Origin of the sequence: Chryseobacterium geocarposphaerae, assembly GCF_002797535.1 — a bacterium.
Taxonomy (GTDB): Bacteria; Bacteroidota; Bacteroidia; order Flavobacteriales; family Weeksellaceae; genus Chryseobacterium; species Chryseobacterium geocarposphaerae.
In genome coordinates this window covers 302,838-325,817 of the sequence record NZ_PGFD01000002.1, presented here as the reverse complement: position 1 = coordinate 325,817, position 22,980 = coordinate 302,838, and the positions used below count along the sequence as shown (strand labels likewise).

20 protein-coding genes are annotated in these 22,980 nt (G+C 35.9%); 3 read left to right on the top strand and 17 right to left on the bottom strand.

Features of this window, described 5'->3' with window-relative positions:
- Position 1 precedes the first annotated feature (1 nt).
- Positions 2-2,074: a DUF5689 domain-containing protein gene (locus CLV73_RS13060; protein WP_100377325.1), complete on the top strand. Its 2,073-nt coding sequence runs from the start codon at positions 2-4 to the stop codon at positions 2,072-2,074.
- Between the two features lie 632 nt (positions 2,075-2,706).
- Here CLV73_RS13060 and CLV73_RS13050 read toward each other — a convergent pair.
- The 6 genes from CLV73_RS13050 to CLV73_RS13025 form a co-directional block, all read right to left on the bottom strand.
- Entirely contained in the window at positions 2,707-3,177 is a 471-nt protein-coding gene (locus tag CLV73_RS13050; protein ID WP_228424369.1) for a DUF6702 family protein, read from the bottom strand.
- 58 nt (positions 3,178-3,235) lie between these two features.
- Entirely contained in the window at positions 3,236-3,985 is a 750-nt protein-coding gene (locus tag CLV73_RS13045) for an LOG family protein (RefSeq protein WP_100377322.1), read from the bottom strand.
- A 5-nt stretch (positions 3,986-3,990) separates the two neighbouring features.
- A complete protein-coding gene (locus CLV73_RS13040; protein WP_100377321.1) occupies positions 3,991-4,704 on the bottom strand; it encodes a nucleotidyltransferase family protein in 714 nt (237 codons plus the stop codon).
- Positions 4,705-4,797: 93 nt separating this feature from the next.
- Complete coding sequence (locus CLV73_RS13035; protein WP_100377320.1) at positions 4,798-5,208, bottom strand: RapZ C-terminal domain-containing protein; 411 nt, start codon at positions 5,206-5,208, stop codon at positions 4,798-4,800.
- 65 nt (positions 5,209-5,273) lie between these two features.
- A complete protein-coding gene (locus CLV73_RS13030) occupies positions 5,274-5,681 on the bottom strand; it encodes a GxxExxY protein (protein ID WP_100377861.1) in 408 nt (135 codons plus the stop codon).
- Between the two features lie 64 nt (positions 5,682-5,745).
- On the bottom strand, positions 5,746-6,762 hold the full coding sequence (locus CLV73_RS13025; RefSeq protein ID WP_100377319.1) for an aminoglycoside phosphotransferase family protein: 1,017 nt from the start codon (positions 6,760-6,762) through the stop codon (positions 5,746-5,748).
- Positions 6,763-6,811: 49 nt separating this feature from the next.
- Here CLV73_RS13025 and xrtF point away from each other — a divergent pair, with 49 nt between their 5' ends.
- A complete protein-coding gene (xrtF, locus tag CLV73_RS13020; protein ID WP_100377318.1) occupies positions 6,812-7,342 on the top strand; it encodes an exosortase family protein XrtF in 531 nt (176 codons plus the stop codon).
- A complete protein-coding gene (locus CLV73_RS13015) occupies positions 7,329-7,763 on the top strand; it encodes an exosortase F system-associated membrane protein (protein ID WP_100377317.1) in 435 nt (144 codons plus the stop codon). The genes xrtF and CLV73_RS13015 overlap by 14 nt, the downstream gene beginning before the upstream one ends.
- Here CLV73_RS13015 and CLV73_RS13010 read toward each other — a convergent pair whose 3' ends face one another.
- The 11 genes from CLV73_RS13010 to dnaB form a co-directional block, all read right to left on the bottom strand.
- Positions 7,764-8,762 carry a cation diffusion facilitator family transporter gene (locus tag CLV73_RS13010; protein WP_100377316.1) on the bottom strand — a complete coding sequence of 333 codons (999 nt, stop codon included), beginning with the start codon at positions 8,760-8,762 and terminating at the stop codon, positions 7,764-7,766. It abuts the gene before it with no gap.
- Positions 8,763-8,816: 54 nt separating this feature from the next.
- Positions 8,817-9,809, bottom strand: a complete 993-nt coding sequence (locus CLV73_RS13005) for an aspartate-semialdehyde dehydrogenase (RefSeq protein ID WP_100377315.1) — start codon at positions 9,807-9,809, stop codon at positions 8,817-8,819.
- Between the two features lie 33 nt (positions 9,810-9,842).
- On the bottom strand, positions 9,843-10,274 hold the full coding sequence (locus CLV73_RS13000; RefSeq protein ID WP_100377314.1) for a hypothetical protein: 432 nt from the start codon (positions 10,272-10,274) through the stop codon (positions 9,843-9,845).
- An 89-nt stretch (positions 10,275-10,363) separates the two neighbouring features.
- Positions 10,364-12,943: a TonB-dependent receptor gene (locus CLV73_RS12995; RefSeq protein ID WP_100377313.1), complete on the bottom strand. Its 2,580-nt coding sequence runs from the start codon at positions 12,941-12,943 to the stop codon at positions 10,364-10,366.
- A gap of 210 nt (positions 12,944-13,153) precedes the next feature.
- Positions 13,154-14,014 carry a carboxylating nicotinate-nucleotide diphosphorylase gene (nadC, locus tag CLV73_RS12990; RefSeq protein WP_100377312.1) on the bottom strand — a complete coding sequence of 287 codons (861 nt, stop codon included), beginning with the start codon at positions 14,012-14,014 and terminating at the stop codon, positions 13,154-13,156.
- A 12-nt stretch (positions 14,015-14,026) separates the two neighbouring features.
- A complete protein-coding gene (gene nadB / locus CLV73_RS12985) occupies positions 14,027-15,598 on the bottom strand; it encodes an L-aspartate oxidase (RefSeq protein WP_100377311.1) in 1,572 nt (523 codons plus the stop codon).
- Positions 15,599-15,628: 30 nt separating this feature from the next.
- A complete protein-coding gene (locus CLV73_RS12980) occupies positions 15,629-16,255 on the bottom strand; it encodes an NAD(P)H-dependent oxidoreductase (RefSeq protein WP_100377310.1) in 627 nt (208 codons plus the stop codon).
- A gap of 104 nt (positions 16,256-16,359) precedes the next feature.
- Positions 16,360-18,351 (bottom strand): T9SS type B sorting domain-containing protein, encoded by a 1,992-nt coding sequence (locus CLV73_RS12975; protein ID WP_100377309.1) that lies wholly within the window; start codon positions 18,349-18,351, stop codon positions 16,360-16,362.
- Between the two features lie 96 nt (positions 18,352-18,447).
- On the bottom strand, positions 18,448-20,700 hold the full coding sequence (locus CLV73_RS12970; protein ID WP_100377308.1) for a T9SS type B sorting domain-containing protein: 2,253 nt from the start codon (positions 20,698-20,700) through the stop codon (positions 18,448-18,450).
- Between the two features lie 161 nt (positions 20,701-20,861).
- Positions 20,862-21,338: a ribonuclease HI gene (rnhA, locus tag CLV73_RS12965; protein ID WP_100377307.1), complete on the bottom strand. Its 477-nt coding sequence runs from the start codon at positions 21,336-21,338 to the stop codon at positions 20,862-20,864.
- A gap of 17 nt (positions 21,339-21,355) precedes the next feature.
- Positions 21,356-22,945 (bottom strand): replicative DNA helicase, encoded by a 1,590-nt coding sequence (dnaB, locus tag CLV73_RS12960; protein ID WP_100377306.1) that lies wholly within the window; start codon positions 22,943-22,945, stop codon positions 21,356-21,358.
- Positions 22,946-22,980 lie beyond the last annotated feature (35 nt).

Sequence of the window (22,980 nt, the reverse complement as noted above, 5' to 3'; positions counted from 1 at the left end):
TATGAAAAAATATAATTCAATTTTAAAATATATTTTCGTTGTTATAACTGCCGCCTTATTCATTACAGGTTGTGTGCACGATGACAAATATGACGCTCCTAACCTAGATGATTATCAGTGTAGAAACGCAAGCTATTATGAAAATTCAGCAAATGGATTCACAAAATGGACGTTACACGATTTAAAATTAAAACCACAAAGCCAGGCCATTACTGACAACGCCTATGTTGAAGGATATGTATCTTCAACTGACGAAACAGGAAATATCTATAAAACCATTTATATTCAGGATGATCCTACCAATCCTACAGAAGGGTTAACGGTAAGTGTGGATATGGTAAGTACATATACTAAATTTCCTCAAGGTGCTAAAGTATATATCGAACTGAAAGGTCTTGCCCTTTCTACATATGGAAACGTTGTGCAGTTGGGAATGATTACGGATGCAGGGACAAGAATTCCGGAAAAATATGTTCCAGCTCACATTTATAGAGACTGTAGCGTAAAAGCAACTATTGTTCCTAAAGTAATGACACTTGCGCAAATGGTTACTGCAAACGATAAATACATCGGATGTCTGATCCAGGTAAACAATGCCGAGTTTGACAGCAAAATTTTATGTATGAACTATGCACCGGACGCTACAACAGTAGATAGAGTGATTAGAGATAACAGTACTACAACGGCTAGAATTGTAAGAAACAGTGGTTATGCTTCTTTTGCGAACCAAATAATGCCTTCAGGGAATGGTAAGTTTGTAGGGATTTACAGCAAATATAATTCGACTTATCAATTATACATCAACAGAGTTTCTGATCTTGAGATGAATAAGTTCCCTCGTCTGGATGGAATCGCAGCAGATCCTTGTAAGTTTAGCGATACGGGGCTGACTCAAAAAACGATTGCCGATGTGAAAAAACTTTATACATCAGGTAACTGGAATCAGATTACGGGAGACTTCTATGTAAAAGCTCAGGTAACTGCTAATGATGAAACAGGAAACCTGTACAAATATCTTTATATTGAAGATGCTACAGGAGGTCTTAGATTTAATATTAATAAGACAAATCTTTACCAGGACAACCGTTTCAGAGTAGGAAAAGATATCTATATCAAATTAAAGAATCTTTATGTAAGCAACGTAAGCGGAGAAATACAGCTAGGTGGATTATATAATGGAGGTGCTAATTTTGGAGGTATTGAGGAAGGAGATATTTACAAGAGTGTTTTCGATGGAAATGCTCCGATAAGAGATGTATTACCTTCTGAAAGAACAATATCTCAGCTTACAAATGCTGATGTAGGAAGATGGATTAAGTTAAAAGAAGTACAGTTTATCGATGCAGATTTATATAAGCCTTATGCTTCTGGTACTAGTGCAACAAACAGAACATTAACTGATTGTACTGGAAAAACAATTGTTTTAAGAACAAGTAATTTTGCAACATTTGCAGGAAAAGATGTATCGGGAGGAAAAGGTGATGTTTATGCTATTTTAAGTGCATTTAATGGGACTTACCAACTTTGGATTCCATATCAGATCAATGCAAATTTAAACAACCCGAGATGTGACGGAAGTACATATGTTCCTTTATCAACAATTTATGGAGATGATTTCTCTTCTGGTTTGGTAAACTGGACGGCCGTAAATGTAACAGGAGCACAGGTATGGACGGTTTCTAATCAAGGGAATTCCGGAAATAATTATGCTATGATGAACGGTTTTGCTTCAGGAAATAATGCTAATGAAGATTGGCTGATTTCTAAAGAAGTAAGCTTGGTCGGAAAAACAAAAGCATTTGTTTCATTTACCACAGACGTAAGATATGCAGGAAATGCTTTACAGGTATATGCGACGGATAATTATACAGGAACACCTTCTACAACAACATGGACATTGCTTCCGGCTACACTGGATACCAATACGGCGGCTTTTGGAGATTGGGCAAGTTCAGGAAACATAAACTTAAGTGCTTTCTTAGGTAAAAATATAAGAATAGCATTTAAATATACCTCTACTACGTCAGCAGCAGCTACATGGGAAGTGGATGATTTCAAAGTTAAAGGTTTGTAATTAATAATAAACAACATTAATAAAAACGGCAAACTCAATTGGGTTGCCGTTTTTTTATTTAATTGACACTACTATATTTGATTAATATTAAAGTAAAAATATGAGAAATTATTTAGGAACTATATCTACCTATTTTATAATTCTTGGATTGTTTATTATTGCATTCAAATATTTGTATTATCGGAGGCCTAAAAATTAGAATATTAAGGCATACTAAATATACAGTCGGAAAAATATCCTCACAGTTGAATAAATCAGGCTATGATTATGTACAGGCTATGATTATGTATTTGTATGGAACGATGACCGTAGAGAAGGACATCAGCGTGGTAATTTTATTTCCGGACACAAGTATTTGGTCGCTTATGATTCAACCAATGTTAAAAATGGATTTTTAATATTAGACAGATTTGATGTTACAGACTCTCTTGAAAAATATCATCTTTCAGATAAAGATCAAGTATATTGGGAAGGATGGTGTCTGCAAAAAATACCGTTTCAGTACGATAAAAGCGATATTGAATTTGAAGTAAGGGAGACAATTAATTCTTACAGATAGAATGGATGTAAGCCACATAGAAGGAAAAACAAAAACCACTGCAACTGCAGTGGTTTTTGTTTAAATTATCTTTTTAAAAGGAAACTTCATTCACTTCTTTTCCTCTCTGGAAATTCATGTTCTTCTGTTTTCCTTTATAAGCAATGGTAACTAGGTTTATTTGCTTTGGAAAAGCACTTAAAAGTATCGTATTTTTTATTTTTAAATTGCCGATATCCGAAATTCCTCCAGCTTCAAAATAAACCCATACAGTTTCTCCACTTACCTGACTTCCTGTAAAAGTTATTGTTTTAGGAGAGCCATTGACGTACACATCAAAATTATTATTTACATACTTTTTTACTTCAGCTTCAAATCCAGCGGTATTAGGGTTTATTTTAATAGCATCTGAAATATGATTCGTATTCATTTTTGTAGTAAACTTCAATGTCTTGCTTCCTTCAATATAATCCACTTTTGTCATTGAAGAGAAAAACTCTACATACATAAAACTCATTAACACAAAAAATGTTAAAATCCCCGATATATATAAAAATTTTTTCATCTTAAATAATAGATTTACAATCATCCTTTTTTGGTATAAGTCACAAATAATATGCCAATTAGAAATTTACGTTTACAGAATACTTATCGTAGAAAGCTTTGATATGTGCGACCGCTTCGTCCGCCGTATCTACAACCCTGTAGAGATCCAGGTCGCCTTCAGAAATCATTCCTTCTTTTAAAAGTGTTGCCTTGAACCAATCTAATAATCCGCTCCAAAATTCCGTTCCCACTAATACAATCGGGAATCTTCCTATTTTTTTAGTCTGAATCAGGGTTAAGGCTTCCGTAAGCTCATCCAAGGTCCCGAATCCACCCGGCATCACTACGAATCCCTGAGAATATTTTACAAACATTACTTTTCTTACAAAGAAGTAATCGAAATTCATGGAGTACGATTTGTTGATATAAGGATTGAAATGCTGTTCGAAAGGGAGATCAATATTGAGGCCAATAGATATGCCTTTAGCATTAAAAGAGCCTTTATTTCCTGCTTCCATAATCCCAGGTCCGCCTCCGGTAATGATTCCGAAACCTATTTTGGTAATCTTTTCAGCAATATCTACTGCCATCTGATAATACTTGCTCTCCGGCTTTAATCTTGCCGAACCAAAGATAGATACACAAGGTCCTATTTTAGCCAGTTTTTCGTAGCCGTCTACAAATTCAGCCATTACTTTAAAGACCATCCAGCTGTCTTTCGTAATGGTTTCATCCCATTTTTTTTGTTTTAAACTGTTGTGTAATTTAGTTTCATTAATATCAAATTCCAGATTTACCAGACTTTCATCTCTTTCATTCATTTCCATGGCAATTATTTAAAATGTTTTTCGGCTTCTGTTACGGATTCGGGTCTTCCCACATCAATCAAAAGGCTGTCATGCAAAAAGCCATGTATATGCTCCGTATGCATAAGATCCAAATACTCTTCCATTACAGAAAATTTGCCGGTTCTTTTTATTTTATCAAAAATGCTTGGGTTTATACAATGAACGCCACTAAAAGCTAATGCCTTAAACCCTTTATTAAATTCAGCGAGCCTTTGTTCTCCGGTTTGCACATTAAGCCATCCTCTTAATACCATTTCATCATTAAAAAGCAATTTTCTGGAGCTTTCCCGATCTGAAACTGCTAAAGTAGCAAAATCTTTTATCTTTTTATGGTAAGTCACCAGTGCATCGATATTGATGTTGGTTAAAATATCCGCATTCATGATCAGAAAATCTTCTCCATGATCCAGGAATTTTCTTGCAAAAACCAACCCGCCCCCGGTTTCTAACAGTTCTTCAGATTCATCAGATATTTCAATATGGCAGCCGAAATTATCATTCATTCTAAGAAAATCAACAATCTGATTTCCGAAATGATGAATATTGATGACAAAATCCTGTATTCCAAAGCCTTTAAGATAATTAATATTTCTTTCCAAAAGCGGAATTCCGTTCACCTTTACCAGTGCTTTCGGATGATGATCGGTGAAGGGCTTTAATCTTGTTCCTTTTCCTGCTGCGAAAATGAGAGCTTTCATATTTTATGGGTAATGAGTGATTAGTAATGAGTAATTGTTGGTAAGCTATATAAATAATGAGGTTAAAAAATATTACTTATTGCACATTACTCATTACTTATAATTAAGTTGATGTTGTTCGTCATGGTGAAGACTGACCTCAACTTTTTCACCATATTTTTCTTCGATGAAATGAACAATTTTTATTGCGGAATATACAGATCTGTGTTGTCCCCCGGTGCATCCGAAATTAATCTGCAGGTTCTCAAAACCACGTTCAATATAATTGTCGATAGTAATGGAGATCAGCGATTTGACTAATTCTAAAAATTGGGGCATTTCAGTTTTTGTTTCTAGGTATTCCTGAACGCCAATATCATTTCCGGTTTGGCTTTTATATTCTTCAATTCTTCCGGGATTCAGAATTCCGCGGCAATCGAAGGTAAAACCGCCTCCGTTTCCTGAATCATCTTTTGGAATTCCTCCTTTTTTGTATGAAAAACTGTGGATGTCGATGTGTAGCATTTATATTTTAATAATTAAAGTTTAATCAAATTTTACCATTAAGGCATTAAGATAATTAAGATGTGTTATTCTGGTAAAAGATTAAAATATTCATTTACCAAAGGTTTCATAGATTTTGTTATGTTTTCTGTGAAAAAATTAATTAGTAATCCTTGTGGTTTTTCTAAAATTTTCATGTAAGTTAATAGTTGTGATTGGTGAACAGGTAACAATTCATTTACCGTTTTTAGCTCTACAATAACTAGATCATTGACTAACAAATCAACACGAAGGTTGGTTTCTAGCAATAAGCTATCATAAACTATTGGCGCATAAACTTGCTGCCTGACATTATAACCACTCCTCTCTAATTCAAATTTTAAGCATTCTTCATATATACCTTCCAATAAACCTGGGCCAAGATTTTTATGCACTTTAATTGCAAAACCAATAATCTCGTAGGATAATTGTGTTACGTATTTTTTTGTATGCATATTCATTTTTAAAACTTAATAATCTTAATGCCTTAATGGTTGATATTGCTTTTCTAATTCAAACTTATTTTAAAATCTCTTCAATTTTAGCTTCAGTCTTCTCCGTGCTTAGTTGTAAAATTAAGTTTTTAAGTTCCGGATATTCTTGCATATTATCCCAACTTTCAGCAAATTCTGTGATATTCTCAATACCTCTTTCAATACTTGCGATAAAATGTTGTTTCTTCTGAATCAGGCCACGGAAACCATAAGCTCCTAAAACCTGCAAAAACCGCATCATCTGAATCGGCTTCACCGACTTTTTTAGTTGAATTTGAACATCTTTACTTTCAAATTGTTGAATGTAAAAATCGAGCATGTCATTTTTAAAATCTTCAGGAAAGTTTGCTTTTGCCTGAAACAGAAAAGAAATAACATCATATATCAATGGACCTTTCATTGCCGACTGATAATCGATAAATGAAACTTCATTGTTTTCATTCACCATAATATTTCTTGCCTGAAAATCTCTTATCATAATTCCTTTAGGCTCCAGACTTTCGATGAGTGAGGCAATTTTCTTGAATTCTTTTAAAAGATTAGATTTATGGTATTCCAACTCAAGAACATCAGCAACAAAATTTTTAAAATAATATAAATCATGAATTACAGGGAGCTCATCATATTGTTCATATTCAAAAGTTTTGCTGTAATCTATTTTATCTTGAGTCAAAATTTGTAATTGATAAAGCTTCTCTAAAGTCTGTTGTACCAAAGATTTTACATGTTCAGATAAACCTTCTTCAGCTATAATTTCAGAAAGAGTATTTTGTCCTAAAAATTCCTGAACGTATATTTTCCTATCTTCAGAAATACTTAAAATAGCGGGAGTATTCAGATGTAAAGCTGAGAAAATTTCAGAATAATAAAAAAAACTTTCATTCTCCTGAATATTTTCGTTGTAAGTGATGATGTATTTTTGGTTGTCGGATTGAGCCCAGAAATTTACCCTTGAAGAACCGCTTTGAGCCAAGGAGACGAATTCAGAAGATTTTTCACCAAGATAATTTTCAAAAAATCGTTTTGCTTTTTCAGAAATCATAATATGAAACAAATATACTAAATTACAGTCTAATTTTTATCTTTGCAATATGCTAAAGGATTTCAGGCCAGTATTAAGCATTTTATTACGTTTCATCATCATTTATCTGGTGTTGTTATTCGTCTATCAGTTTTACCTAAATAGCTTTAAAGAGGCCGGTCTTGATCCTTTTTCGCGAATGGTTGCAGAACAGGTGAGGCTTGTTCAGAATGTATTGGGCTATCCTACGATGTTATATGATGATGTAAAACAGGAGCAGGTATGGTTTTACGTAAAAGAAAATTATGTCACGAGAATGGTTGAAGGCTGCAATGCTATTTCGGTAATGATTCTCTTTGTTTCTTTTATTTTCGCATTCTATAAAGGGATTAAAACGTTCGTTTTTGTATTTGCAGGGTTAATTATCTTGTATGTAATGAACGTTTTGAGGATTACGGGATTAAATATTGTCGTTTCGGATCATCCCGGTTATAGTAAAATGTTTCACGATTATGTATTTCCTGCAGTTATATATGGTACTGTCGTTGTGCTTTGGTTGGTCTGGATTAAATGTTTTGCCTTAAAAAATGAAAATTCTTAGCTGGTTTTTGGTTGTAATCGGAATTTTTGGTCTTATAAGCGTGAGAATGCTTGAAGACAAATTATTCTATGACCCTTTTCTTACTTATTTTCACGAAGCTGTTAAAAATATAGATTTTCCCTCTTTTGATTGGGGGAAATTAATCTTGGGGCATATTTTCCGATTTGTTTTAAATCTTTTGTTTTCCAGTTTAATTATTCAGTGTTTATTTAAAAATACAGAATGGACAATTCAGGGAGCTGTGCTAATTGCTATTGTTTTTGCAATCACTTTTCCTATTTATTTATATTGCATTTACACACAGTTCGAAATAGGATATCTCTTTTCCTTTTATATAAGAAGGTTTGTGATTCAGCCTTTGGTTCTGCTGTTGATAGTTCCGTTATTTTATTATAGAAAACAAATGGTACTGAAAAACTGATTACCTGGCTGTATGTTTTTCAATACTGGTTACATTCTCCGGGGTCCATTCCACTCTTTTTATAAAATCTTTTTCACGGACCGGACAATCTTCGATCTGGCAAATAGGGCAGGAGATGGGTTTACAATCGTCCATATGAAAATTAAATTCTACGCTTCGCTTAGTGTTTTGGGCTAAAAGAATGATCACTTTTTCCATTTCACTGTGTGCTTTACGAAGGCTATAGTACCAGGGAAGGGTTATATGGGCATCCATATGAAGGGATGAACCAAATTGTTGGATTTTCATGTTATGAACGTCGATCCATTCTGTTCTTCTGTTTTCTTCAAGTACGGTAATGATCTGGTTGAGTAAATCAGGGTCCTGTTCGTCCATAATTCCGCTTAAAGATTTACGGACAATTTTGTAGCCGACAACAATGATATAAGCTCCAAAAATAAGGGCAACAACAGAATCTATCCAGTAGATTTTTGTGAAGTAAACTACGATTAAACTCAGCACAACTCCCAATGTTGTAATAGTGTCGGATTGTAAATGCTTCCCGGATGATATAAGCACCAGTGAATTTTCCCTTTTTCCTTTTTTAATAGAAATATATCCTAATAGATAATTGATCAGTGCGGTTGCAGCAATGATGAATATTCCCCAGTCTAATTTATTTAAAACTTTTCCGACAATTAAACTGTTGATTCCTTCATAGATAATGATTACTCCGGCAATGGCAATAAGAGCTCCTTCAATTCCGGAGGTGACAAATTCTACCTTTCCGTGGCCGTAAGGATGGTCTTCGTCTTTGGGTTTGGCGGCAAGATATAAAGAATAGAGCCCCATAAAAGCACTGATGATATTGACAATGCTTTCCATAGCGTCTGAAAAAACAGCATCTGATTTAGTCAGTTTCCAGGCAATAATTTTTCCAATGAAAAGAATAATGCCAAAAGCTGCAATGAGCTTCTGAAAGCCTATTTTATCTGTATTTGTAGTTTTCTGAACGTTCATAGGTTTGATAAAAAAAAGAATCTCAATTCTGAGACTCTTTTTTATTTTGTTAGTTTATACTAAGTTGTTTGCTACAAGATATTCTGCGATTTGTACTGCGTTGGTAGCGGCTCCTTTTCGCAGGTTGTCTGCCACAATCCATAGATTCAGGGTCTTTGGCTGTGAAAGATCCCGTCTTATCCTTCCGACGAAAACTTCGTCTTTTCCTTCCGAGTAAAGAGGCATCGGATATTCGTTATTCTTTACGTTATCCACTACCACAACTCCGGGGGTTTCAGATAGGATTTTTCTTACTTCATCAAGGTCGAATTCATTTTCAAATTCGATGTTTACGCTTTCTGAGTGTCCTCCCTGTACAGGAACTCTTACTGCAGTCGCTGTTAAATTAAATGTATCATCCCCTAAAATTTTCTTAGGTTCTTTCATTAATTTAATTTCTTCTTTAGTGTAATCATCATCTGCAAAAACATCGCAATGTGGCAATGCATTTTTGAAAATCTGATAAGGATATACTTTTGCAATAGAATCGTCTCCGCTGATTTCCCCGTTTAGTTGGTCAACAGCTGCTTTACCCGTTCCTGTAACAGATTGGTAAGTAGAAACGATTACTCTTTTTAAATCATATTTTTTGTTCAAAGGTCCTAAAACCATTACTAACTGAATAGTTGAACAGTTCGGATTTGCTATAATTTTATCTTCTCTCGTCAATACATCTGCATTGATCTCGGGAACGACTAATTTTTTATCAGGATCCATTCTCCATGCCGAAGAATTATCAATAACGGTTGTTCCTGCTTCAGCGAAAAGAGGCGCGAATTCCAGAGAAGTACCACCACCTGCAGAGAAGATTGCAATATCCGGTTTGGCAGCTATAGCGTCTTTCATGCTTACAATCGTAAATTCTCCCTGTTTATACTTCACCTTTTTACCAATAGATCTTTCCGATGCTACCGGAATTAATTCGGTGATAGGGAAGTTCCTTTCCTCAAGAACTTTCAGCATAACTTGTCCAACCATTCCTGTTGAACCTACTACAGCTACTTTCATTTTAATGATTAAAAATTATTTAAGTTAATATATTTATGCCCCAAAGACTCTTGTCCAAGGGAACGCGAATGCAAATAAGCCGACCGCGATCAATCCCATAATAACAACTCCCAGAGAAATCGTATCATTAGATTTTACTTTTTTATTGACGATTGTCATTAAAACAGCAGCGATTAACATTGAAAATGGATGTTCTACATACTGGAATCTTAAAGCCGCATTTTTCATAACTTCTCCCATATTAAGCCCTTTAGTAAAATTGGTAATCAGCATAATGATTCCCAATAAAAATTGGATGTGGAAGAAAATCATAGTGAAAAGAGTTGTTTTCTTTAAAAACTTGTTCACTTTTCCACTGAATCCGAACATAGTCGCTAAAAGAGCAATCACAAATAATGTTACCAAAAGCAATTCTAAGTACCCAAATCCTTTGTGGGCATTAAGCAAAATCTTGTAAAAATCCATATTTTGTTTTTTCTGTTTTTTTCGAATACAAATATAACAAAAATCCCAGCGATAAGCTGGGATTTAGTATTTTAAAATCTAAGATAGTATTAGAAGTTGAATGATAACGTAGTAGACCATGTTCTTCCGAATCCGAAGTATACTCTGTTTGCATCAGCAATACCTTTATACATATAACCCAACTCTTCATATGTTTTCTTAGCGGTATTGTTTGAACCGTCTGCCAATTTAGCTGGTGCATCAGTTGATTTAATGTTTGTTGCACCATCCTGGATATAAGTTGTATCAAACAAGTTATAAACATTCGCGCCAATAGTAAAATACTGATTTTGGTTTCTTAATCTGATTTTGTAAGAAGCACCTACATTAAATAGATTGAAGTCTGGTAATTGTAGAGCAGTATTCCCTGGCTTAAGGAAATCAGCAACATTAAGTGTTGAATATATTTTTCCAGTATATTGCCAAGTACCATATACTTTTAAATCTTTAACTGGAGTAATCGTAGTACCCAATGATGCTGTTGTTTGTGGGATACTGTTGTTACTACTACCTCCTACTTTTACTTTGTCTAAGTATAATATTGAAGTATTATTTCCATTAATCGCAACTGGTGTATTGTCATCTAGGAAGTTAGCTCCCGTTGCATTTCCTTTGTACTGGTAATCTCCCCAAGAGAACATCCCATTGAATTCAACATATTTGTTTAGTACATATGTTGCTTCAACTTCTACTCCTTGGTGAAGCTGTGTAATGCCACTGATTTCTGAGTAACCATTGTTTCCGTTTCCATCAATATTAGCTATTCCTCCTCTTCTATAGAATCTGTCTTTCCATTCAGTTCTATATAAGTTAACTTTAGCATTGAAGTTAGCTGTTTTAAATCCGTATCCTAGTTCAGCTGAGAAAATTTTCTCATTTGTTAAATTAGGGTTTACTACTTGTTGATTACTTGGATATACAGCGTTCATTAAAGGTTGTTTACTATAATAACCGATATTTGCAAAAACGTTACTGTTATCATCTATATTATAGTTTGCTCCTCCTTTAATGTTGTAACCAAAAAGATTTTTAAAACCAGTCTTTCTGTCAATGGTTTGTCCTTGTTGTGTAGACCCTGGCTTTATAAAATCATCAATTCTCTGATACCCCTGATTAGAAACTGAACCTTGCAAGAAAGCAGATAATTTATCATTAGAATATTCTACTTGCCCGAAACCACTGTACCATAGTACTTCACCGTCATTACTGAAAGAAGCTCTGTCTTCCATTGGAGCATTTGATCCTCCAAAAGGATTCCATGTCAGCTTTTTGTAATCGTACACATTACGAAGAATGTTTCCGGTAGGAAGGTTTTTGTTAGCAGCATCTGTATATCCTTTTGCTCCATATAAATCAGAAAGTACTTGGTAGTGGTATCCATAATAATATCTGTCGTCGGTACCAACCGAGAAGTTCCAGTTATCATTGATTTTGTGCTGGAAGTTCATTAAAATACCATACCAGTTATGTGAATTCACACTAGAAGTACGGACCAATGTGTTCCCCGCGATATTTGATGTAGGGTTTACAGCTGCGTTTGCTGCAAAAATTGCATCATAATTATAATGTCCTTCGTTGTCGTAGAAAGAAGACATTCCCTTTCCTCCAACAGCACCAAGGTTTCTTGCTCCACCACCACGTCCGTTAGACATATAGGCTACTGTACTTAATTTAGATTTATTGCTGATCGTCCAGTCCCAGTTCAACATCATTACTGGTTTAGCGTAATAATTCATTGCATTAGCAATCGCTACTCTTCTTCCGTTTTCGTCAGTACGGTATCCAAAGTCAGAATTGTATTGTCTGTATGGTGTCCCGTCATGATCAGGGTTGAATTTGATGAAGTTTGCAATAGTTGGTGCATAAGATCTTTGATCATGCCATTGTGGAGAAGACGTGATCATGAATTGAAGATTGTGCTTTTCGCTTGGCTGGTAACCTAATGCAAAGAAATAAGTATATGATTCGTAATCTGTATTTTCAATATAGGTACCTCCGGCTTGTCTTGCTAGTAAGAATGAAGAAGACCACCCGTTTTGAGATTTACCAGTATTGTAAGCAAATGATGTTTTTAAGTAATCATTATTTCCAATACCTAATCTTACAACACCTCCTTGTTTCATATCTGCAGAACGAGTTAGGAAGTTTAATGTACCCCCAACGGAAGCAATAGCTAATTTTGAAGATCCTAAACCTCTTTGTACCTGCATTGTGCTTGTAACATCTGATAAACCTGTCCAGTTAGACATGTATACAGTACCACCTTCCATGTCATTAACAGGCATACCATTTACCATTACAGCAATGTTTTTACTCTCAAACCCACGTATCGAAATTTGAGAGTCTCCAAACCCACCTCCGCCTTTTGTAGCATATACAGACGGCGTTGTGTTTAATAATTCAACAAGCTCTTGGTTCCCTTGTCTTTCAAGAATTTGTGCAGCTTTAATGGTAGATACTGCAACTGGTGTTTTTCTATCTTTAGCGATATCCGTAACACCTCTTAGGATTACCTCTTCAATGTCTTTAGACCTTGTTTTGACAGTGTCTTGAGTTTGTTGAGCGTAATAAATACTCGCTGTAGATAATGTAATTATCGCAGTTAGCATCGATTTGTTGATTAATTTCATAATCGTTAGTAATAGTTAGATTTAAATTTTATGCAAAAATCGGTATTTTTTTTTTAACTATTATTAACTAACTATTAATTTTTATTCAATCTTAATAATTATTATTTGATTGATTTTCAGTTGTTTATATTTTATGCTATGCATAGTATGAAAAAAATCATATTGTTTAATTGGTAACAAACTGACTTGATTTTTGTTAAAAATTCAATGCTATTTCACGGCTTTGAGGCTCAAATCCATATTGTCTGCAGAGTGAGTAAGGGCACCGGCTGAAATATAGGTTACCCCTGTAGAAGCAATTTCTTTAAGTTGGTCACGGGTGATTCCGCCCGAAGCTTCAGATTCGCAAGAGCCATTAATAAGCTGTACTGCCTGCTTCATAGTTGCAATATCCATATTGTCAAGCATGATTCTGTCGACTTTTGCATTGATCGCTTCCTGAACTTCCGCAAGATTTCTGGTTTCAACTTCTATTTTAAGCTTCTTTTTATTTTTTTTGATATAATCTTTAGCCATTTTTACGGCATTCGTAATACTGCCATTGTAATCAATGTGATTATCTTTTAACATAATCATATCGTAAAGTCCGTACCTGTGATTGGTTCCTCCGCCGATAGCAACTGCCCATTTTTCACAAACTCTGAAGTTTGGAGTTGTTTTTCTTGTGTCTAAAAGCTTGGTTTTAGTTCCGACCAATCTGGAATCCCAGTCGTGAGTAAGTGTTGCAATTCCGCTCATTCTTTGCATACAGTTCAGAACGAGCCTTTCGGTGGAAAGGATAGATCGGGCACTTCCTGTGACAATAAAAGCGACTTCACCTACTTTTACAGCATCGCCGTCTTTAACAAAAGTTTCAACTTTTAAGTTTTTATCGAAGGTTTTAAAAATAATTTCAGCCAATTCCACGCCTGCCAAAATACAGTCTTGTTTTACCAGAAGTTTTGCACTCTGCTGCAGATCTTTTGGAATGGTAGAAAGGGTAGAGTGGTCGCCATCCTGAATGTCTTCTTCCAGAGCATTTTTGATGAATTGTTTTAAAACTTTATCTGTAACGTATGCTGGTCTTTTCATTGTATATGCTTTTTAAGCTAAATCTTTATTATAAAATGCTCCTTTGTTTTCCTTCATTTCCATAGATTGTGTAATGATAAGGTGAGCAACAGTGGTTAGATTTCTCAATTCAGATAGTTGAGGGGAAAGAATAGAGTAGTGATAGATCTCATCTACTGCAGCGGCTATTTCCTGATGTTTTTGCAGTGCCATATTCAGACGACGGTTACTTCTTACAATACCCACCAGATCGCTCATCATTTCCTGAAGCTGCTTTCTTAAGTATGAAATGATTACCATCTCATCCATGATTTTCATGCCTTCTTCATTCCATTCCGGGACAGCTTTTAGATCATCAAAGTTAAAATTGTTTTCGTGTAATAGCTCAACGGTTTTCATAGCGGCACTGTGTCCGAACACCAAGCCTTCCAGTAAAGAATTTGAAGCTAATCTGTTGGCACCATGAAGACCGGAATTAGTACATTCTCCTACTGCAAAAAGATTTCGGATAGAAGATTGGCCGTCTCTGTCCACCTCAATTCCACCCATTAAGTAATGACAAGCCGGAACCACGGGAATTAATTGAGTGAAGGGATCAATTCCTTCGTCTTTACATTTTTTATAAATATTCGGGAAATGTTCTAAGAATTTTTCATGGTCCATTTCCTTGCAGTCCAATCCTACATATTCATCTCCGGTGATTTTCATTTCAGCATCAATCGCTCTGGCAACAATATCTCTTGATGCAAGTTCTTCACGTTCATCATATTTGTGCATGAATTTTTCACCTCTTTTTGTTCTCAGTTTTGCTCCGTCTCCACGTACAGCTTCGGAAATTAGAAACAGCATTCCGTCTATTTTGCTGTATAAGGCCGTCGGATGAAACTGATAGTACTGCATATTGGAAACTTTTCCTTTAGCTCTTGCTACAAAAGCGATTCCGTCTCCTGTTGCAATGGTAGGATTGGTTGTATTTTTATAAACATGACCTGCTCCTCCGGTAGCAACCAAAGTTATTTTTGAAGTTATTTTTTTGATTTTTTTAGATTTCTCATCTAAGATATAAGCTCCGTAACAATGAATGTCGCCCTCGTTGAGCTCTTTTCCGGGAACATGGTGCTGAGTGATAATATCGATTACGTAGTGATGATCAAGGATTTCGATATTTTCACTTTTATTGGCGGTTTCCAGAAGGGCCCTTTCAATCTCAAAACCAGTGATGTCTTTATGATGTACGATTCGGTTTTCTGTATGTCCTCCTTCTCTTCCTAAAGCAAATTTTCCGTTTTTCATATCGAAATTTGCTCCCCATTCTACAATTTCACTGAATCTTTTCGGGGCTTCGGTAACTACCATTTCTACTACATCGCGTTTGTTTTCGCCATCTCCTGCACGCATGGTGTCTTCAATATGTTTTTGAAAGTTGTCTTTTTGGAAGTCTGTAACTACAGCAAGGCCTCCTTGTGCATATTTGGTGTTGCTTTCATCTTCGTCAGATTTTGTTACGATGATTATTTTGGTGTCAGGAAACTGTTCAGAAACCTTTATGGCATAAGAAAGTCCCGAGATTCCGGAACCGATTACTAATACATCCGCTTTTATCATATCCTTAGTTTAAGACAATTGTCTAAATAATTAAATAAATTTAAACAATTTTTCGTTTGGTTTTCTTACTTTTTTCATGTGCTGGAAATGATCTTCTTCCGAACGGTAACCTAAAGCGAGGGTGACGGTTACTTTTTCGGTTTCAGGATTTATCTCTAAAATTTCTTCGATGAGTTCCTGGCGAAAACCTTCCATAGGACAAGTATCTATATTTTCGATTGCTGCCGCATACATTAAGTTGGCCAGTACGATATAAGACTGTTTTTCTGCCCAATTGAAAATTTCATCTTGTGTTTTTTGATTAATATGTTGGTTAATGCTGTTTTTAAAAAGGTCCAGTTTTTCCAGTGGCGTTTCTCTTACTTTGGATATGTGTCGGAAATATCCGTTGATATAATTGTCATCCACCATTTTTTTTGAAATAATAACAATTAAATGAGAGCATGTGGAAATCTGGGATGGATTATAAAATGCCGGAATTAATTTTTGCTTCATTTCGTTACTTTCCACCACAAGGATTTCGTAAGGCTGAAGACCAAGAGAGCTTGCCGATAGTTTTCCCGACTCAAGAATATTATGTAGTGTTTCCTGAGGGATAATTTCGGAATTAAATTTTTTCACAGAATATCTTCTGCTTAAAGCCTCTAAATAATTCATCTTACAAATTTAATAATTGAAGGTGAGAAAAAGGGTTTTAATACAAAAAAATAAGGATTACTTCAATTTGAAATAATCCTTATTAAAATTTATGGTAATGTTTGTTACTCTCTATTTTTCACCAATATCCATCCGGAATATTTAATAGGAGTGCTTTTTTTGTCATTTTCATTCCATGTTACAGAATACCAGTAGCTTCCTGTAGGGACTTTTCTTCCGGCAGTAGTTCCGTTCCATTTGTAGTTATTGGATTTATCCCCTTGATGGATTTTTGTTCCGTATCTGTCAAATACACTAAACACCAGGTTTTGCTTGTTTGCCAATGCGGAATAATCGATAATGTCATTTACCCCGTCTCCATTTGGTGTAATAACGTTGATTAGGTTAGGAACAACAATATTGATTACTACGGGTTCACAATCATAGGCATCCTTCACATATACTGTATGATCACCTCTTGTAATATTTGTGAAAACGTTTGAATCCTGCCAGCTGATGTTATCCATAGAATATTTATACGGAGCAGTTCCTCCGGTTACGTAAACCGTAACGGTATTGGTAGCGATATCAATGCTTGAAACTACGGGCTGTTCGGAAGGATAAACTTTTACGGTTTGCGTAGTCCAGCATTCTCCTGTCTTTAATTGTACCCAATATGTACCTACTGTAACATCAGATATCGATTGTGTTGTTGCTCCGGTGCTCCATTTGTATCCGTCAAAGTTTGGTCCTGCATCTAATGTTGTTTTATCTTCAAAGCAAATAATTTTATCCTTCAAAACAGTTGAGTGAGTAGGAGGGAATACTTCCAGCGTAATTTTTGCGATTTCAGAACATTCATAAATATTGGTTACTGTTACATATACTACGCCGTTTGGAGCAATATACTGATCAGGATTTAAAATTTCGTTTGTTCCGTTTTGTGCATCGGTTAATGAAGGGTAATATTTTTTAGTGACCCCCGAAGTAGTGGTTATTGGTGCTGTTGTTAGGTTGAATAGTCCTGTGGCGGTATTTTCCGGGCGGAAACAAGATCTTAGAATAGCGTTGGTAACACTTACTGTAGGTGCAACGTTTAAGGTGATTTTCGCATCATTATTGTCACATAATACTGAGGTAGGATCCTTTATAACTACAGAAATGCTTGTTGTTGCACTATACTGGAAATGCGTAGGGTTTGCAATAGGAGTTCCGCTTCCTGTAACATAGTATGCAAAAGTATAGTTGGCCGGAGTTGCTGTAAACTGAGAATTCAGGGTAGTTAAATCAATAGTAGAAGTTCCTGTAGAGTCTGGACAAATAGTTTTAGTAATGGTAGTTGCCAACAATGGGATTTTATCCACATATACTTTTACATTTTTAATAGAATGTCTTTCTCTTGCACCTCCTGTAGAGGCTGAAAACCCAAAATACCCGACTGTCATTGCAGCGGCAGTGCCTGCCGGAGCAAAAGACTGATTACAGATTACTGTTCCATCAAGCGTTACTTTTACAATCCAGTTGGCGGGAGCGGCAGGATCTACCTGACCGGTTACTTCAACATGTTTATAGGTGCTCCCTCTAAAGTTTTGGGTAGGGTTGAGATCCGGAGAGTGAAATGAACTTCCCGGTGTATTGAAGTATTCAACATTGTTGCTGTCTGTTGTATTGGCAACCTGTCCGTATGCTACGTGTACCTTACTCATCTGAGCTGTGGTTGTATTATTGTAGGTGTCAAAACCAACGATAAAACCAACGGCATTTTGTGAAACTCCAAGTCCTGAACCTAGTATACTTGCAACAGGTGGATTCGCAAGATACCAAAATGCAATACCGTCTCCGTTGTAACTTTGAGGAGAATCCATTCTGAAATCAAACTCCACTCTCCACTTGTCACAGTATTTTAAATTGATGGGATCATTTAGTCTTATAGATCCTGATTGATCATTAAGATCGGGAGTGAGCTGGATAAAATCTGTATTTACCGTAGTAGGACCTACCATTGTCCAGCCTGTTGTATTTACAGGGTTTCCTGAAAGCTGGTAGGTTTGTGCAGATATTTTTAACGGAATTATTAAAAGAAAGGCTAAAAGGCCTAAAAGTAGAATTTTTTTCATTTTGTAAATACTATATATATTGTTGGGGGAAATTAAATTATTTTGAGAATAAAGGGAGGCGCCTGCATATAAGCGCCCCCAAAAAATCCTAATTCTTTATTCTCTGTTTTTTACCAATACCCATCCGCTGTACTTTGTTTGAGTATTATTTTTGTCATTTTCATTCCAAGATATGGTGTACCAGTAAGTTCCTGTGGTTATTTTTTTACCGCCTGAAGTTCCGTCCCATTTGTAGTTTCTTGTTTTATCTGCTTCAAATTTTTTGTTGCCATATCTGTCATACACTACAAAACTTAAATTTTTCTTGTATGCTAAAGCGCTGTAATCTATAAAATCATTGATATTATCTCCATTTGGAGTAATGGCGTTGATTAGATTAGGAACAGTTACCTGTATCTGAGTCGGCTCACAATTGTAAAAATCTTTTACAAAGACTTTATTTTCTCCTCTCGGAAGTCCTGTAAATACATTGGAATCCTGCCATTTGATACCATCCAAAGAATACTGATATGGAGCACGCCCTCCGGATACGTTTACAGTGATTGTATTATTGGTAATATCTAAACTTGTAATTACAGGATCCGCAGCAGCAATTACTCTTACTACTTGTTTTGTAATACAATTTCCTGTTTTCAGTTTTACCCAGTAGATTCCTACAGGTACATTCTGAATAGACTGGGTTGTTTCTCCTGTGCTCCATTCGTAAGTCGCAAACCCGGGACCTGCATCTAATGTTGTTTTATCATCAATGCATATTGTCTTGTCTTTCAGTACGGAAGATGTTACAGGAGCTAAGACAATTAATTTTATTTTTTTAATAATATAACAAGAATTTGCACCTTTTATCCTTACGTACACTTCTCCGTTTGAAGAGATATAGTTTGTTGGATTTGGAATTGGGTTGGTGTCAGCTAAAGCATCAGCTGAAGTTGTATAATATTTTTTTGTTATTCCTGTTTCTGTAGATACATTGGCGGTATCTAAATTAAATAAAGCTGCAGTAGGATTATCTTCAATGAAACAAGACTGTATTGATGCGTCATTAGAAACAGGTAAAGGAAGGAAACTTAACGTGATTTCAGCATTTCCTGTACAACCCTGCGGAGTAGTGACTTTTACATATACTTTACCAGGCGCAGAAACATAAGCGTTTGGAGTGGTGATTTCATTGATACCGGCGGTTAAGTCTGCTAATGTCCGGTAATATTTTTTTACAACACCGGGTACACCTGTTACAGGTGCGTTATTTAGGTTGAATGTGGCCGTCGTTGCATTGTTGTTGTTACATTCGCTTATGGTAACATTATTGGCCGTAAATGGAGATAGAGTAAGCTGTATTTTTCCATCAGGATTATCACAAAGAATTGCAGAATTATCTCTTACGATTACATTTACAGTTGTATTGGTATTGAACTGAAAGTTAGTAGGGTTGGTAACAGTGGTTCCGTTTGCAATATAAGTAAATGTATAATTGCTAGGTGTTGTTACAAACTGGCTATTGTAAGAGGTAAGATTTACCGTTGCGAAACCAGTACTTGGATTGGGACAGAATGTATCTGTAACTGTTGTTTTGTTTAGGGCAACTTTATCCATATAAACTTTTACGTTTTTAATGGAATGTCGGGATCTAGCGCCTCCTGTAGAAGCTGAAAATCCAAAATACCCTACAGTCATCGCTGCTGCTGCACCAGAAGGAGCAAAAGATTGATTACAGATTACTGTTCCGTCAAGCATTATCTTTACAATCCAGTTTGCGGGATTTGCGGGGTCTACCTGGCTGCTAACTTCCACATGCTTATATGTTGTTCCTTGAAACGGCTGAGTTGCATTAAGGTCTGCCGAATGAAAAGAACTTCCCGGGGTGTTAAAAAACTCTACGTTATTGGTATCGGTAGTATTTTGCACCAATCCATAGGCGACATGGACTTTGCTCATACCCGAACTTCCTGTAGAGTTGTTAAACGTATCAAAACCAACAATGAAACCAACCGCATTTTGAGAAACTCCGATTCCGGAACCTAATACACTTGCTATAGGTGGATTTGCCAGATACCAAAATGCAATACCATCCCCATTATAGGTTTGATTAGAATCCATTCTGAAGTCAAATTCTACCCTCCATTTGTCACAATATTTTAAGTTGATGGGGTCATTTAGTCGGATAGAACCAGATTGGTTATTAGTGTCAGGAGTCAGTTGTACAAAATCAGTATTTACAACAGCGGGAGAGACGAGTGTCCAACCAGTAGTATTTACCGGATTTCCTGCTAGCTGATAGGTCTGGGAGAGGAGGTTTCCGGAAATACAAAATAAGATTATCGTTAAATAAGATAATAAAATTTTATTCATGTAAGAGGAGATTTAGTTAAACGTGTAAATATATTAAATCTTGCTGATATAATGTATATTTTCTGTTAATCTTCTCCTAAATGCTATTTATTTATCAATAAATCATAAAAATGGGAAGGAAAAATGAACTCGTTTTTATTTGTAATTATTTTAATTAAAAACTAAAAAAGACTGTTATTATCGAGATTTTCAAAGTAAGTGTCAATTTCCAGGGAGCTTGAGTTGGCAGCGGCCACAGCGAGTTTGTCACATAGTTCATTTTCAAAATGGCCTGCATGACCTTTTATCCAATGCATTTTGGGCTGGTGAAGGTTGTATAATTCAACAAATTTCTTCCAAAGATCCGGATTTTTTACGTTTTTCCATCCTCTTTTTATCCATCCCGATATCCAGTTTTGATTCACTGCATCGGCTACATATTTGCTGTCTGTATATATATGGATATCGTTTTCCGGAGATTTTAATTTTTCGAGAGCGGTAATGACAGCCAAAAGTTCCATTCTGTTATTGGTTGTTTTTCTAAAGCCTTTAGAGAATGTTTTCTGATACTTTTTTTCCGGGACACGCATAAGAATTCCATATCCTCCTTTTCCGGGATTTCCGCTACAAGCTCCGTCGGTATATATTTCGATTCTCAAATCTTATAATCTAAATCTTAAAAAGGAAAATCATCATCGTCATCAAAATCATTCATAGAAGATCCTGAAACCTGAGAATTATTCGGCAGATCAAACGCTGCACCTGGCTGAATTGTTGTCTTAATTTTATCAAAACCGCTTGGTTCATTTTGTCCAAAACCGGAAGGATACCCTCCGCTTCCGCCATCAAAAGCAGCTTCGATGTCCCCGAATTTAGCAAAGTGCTTCAGGAAAGATAGCCTCACATCTGCAGTTGCCCCGTTTCTGTGCTTTGCAATGATAAGCTCTGCCTGGTTTTCTGTTGAGGTTTCCTGCCCTTCTTCATCGTTATCCCAAACCGTAATTTTATAATATTCCGGTCTGAAGATGAAAGATACAATATCCGCATCCTGTTCAATCGCTCCAGATTCCCTCAAATCTGAAAGCTGAGGTCTTTTGCCGGGACGGGTTTCCACACTTCGCGATAGCTGTGAAAGTGCAATTACCGGAACATTTAATTCTTTAGCAATAGCTTTTAATGAACGAGAAATCATGGAAATTTCCTGTTCACGGTTTCCTGTTCCTTTTCCGCCGCCTCCTGCTGTCATCAGCTGAAGGTAGTCGACCATGATCAATCTTACCCCGTGCTGCATTACCAGTCTTCGGCATTTTGCACGGAAGTCAAAGATGGAAAGGGAAGGTGTTTCATCAATATACAGAGGGGCGTTTTCGAGCTCAGATACATTGGAGAACAGTCTTTGCCATTCTTCATCATCTAAGGTCCCCTTTCTTAGTTTTTCTGAAGAAATTCTCGTTTCAGAGGCGATCATTCTGGTGATAAGCTGTACTGAAGCCATCTCCAGAGAGAACAGTGCCATAGGAATTTTATGTCCTACTGCAATATTTCTTGCCATTGAAAGAAGGAATGCGGTTTTCCCCATTGCGGGACGTGCTGCAATAATAATGAGGTCGGAATTTTGCCATCCTCCGGTTTCCTTATCTACATCACGAAATCCTGAAGGAACACCTGAAAGACCCTGTTTGTCTTTTAATGACTTAATGGTGTCGATAGCCTGTTTTACCAATGAGTTGGCTGTATCGAATCCTTTTTTGATGGTTCCGTTTGTAATTTCAAAAAAAGATTGTTCTGCTTTATCCAGAAGTTCAAAAACGTCTGTTGACTCTCTGTATGAAGATTCAATAACGTTCGCTGAAACGTTAATTAAACTTCTTAAAATATATTTTTCGAGAATAACTCGGACATGATATTCGATATGGGCGGAAGAACTTACTCCCATCGTAAGATCAATAATATAATGATCTCCTCCTGCCTGATTCAGTTTTTCCTCTTTTTTGAGATCCTGAATAATGGTCATCAAGTCAACAGGCTGGTTACCTTCATAAAGTTTTAAAATGGTAGAAAAAATTACCTGATGTCTCGGATCATAAAATACTTCTGGTGTAAGTAGATCAATTGAGTGGTCAAGTCCTTTTTTATCAATCAAAAAAGTACCTATAACCAATCTTTCAAAATCTACTGCATTAGGAGGCATTTTTCCATCTGCAATTGACAGCTCTTTCGCAAAGTTTCCGTGGGTAAGAGATGATAATGTTTCTTTCTGCGCCATAATATGCAAAGATAGTTTTTTTGAAAAGTAATAAA